Below are 511 nucleotides of genomic sequence, written 5' to 3' on the forward strand. Positions count from 1 at the left end.
GTCCCGACCGCCAGCCCGACGTCCGCTCCGGCACTCGACGGCACGGCACTCGACCGCGCCCAGGCGCAGGCAACGATCTCGAGCGCGCAGGTCGTCCTCGCCGACGCGAACCACAAGACCGACACGGCGACACTCGAGCAGCGCGTCGACGCACTCGACGACTACCGGAAGCTCTCGGGCGCCGCGCTGACGAACCGGATCGCGTCCACCGTCGCCGCCACGCAACAGGTCGCCGAAGCGAGTGCCGCGCAGGACAAGTCCGACGTCGACGCGCAGCGTGCCGCGGCCGCGAAGGCCGCCGCGGAGAAAGCAGCAGCCGAGAAGGCAGCAGCCGAAGCCGCCGAGCGGGCACGCAAGCTCGCCGCGGGCAACACCGTCGCGGGGGCGAAGGCGACCGCGAGTTCGCTCGCGTCCTCGCAGTACGGTTGGGGCTCGGACCAGTTCCAGTGCCTCGACAGCCTCTGGACCAAGGAGTCCGGGTGGGACTACCGCGCCGTGAACAGCAACGGCG

Annotated in this window: 1 pseudogene; it reads left to right on the plus strand. The window is 71.8% G+C overall.

From position 1 onward, the window contains the following. Nucleotides 1-511: pseudogene (locus tag NS184_RS18555) on the plus strand (phospholipase); the annotation flags it as partial.

This window comes from Curtobacterium luteum, from assembly GCF_001475545.1.
In the GTDB taxonomy this organism is placed as follows: Bacteria; Actinomycetota; Actinomycetes; order Actinomycetales; family Microbacteriaceae; genus Curtobacterium; species Curtobacterium luteum_A.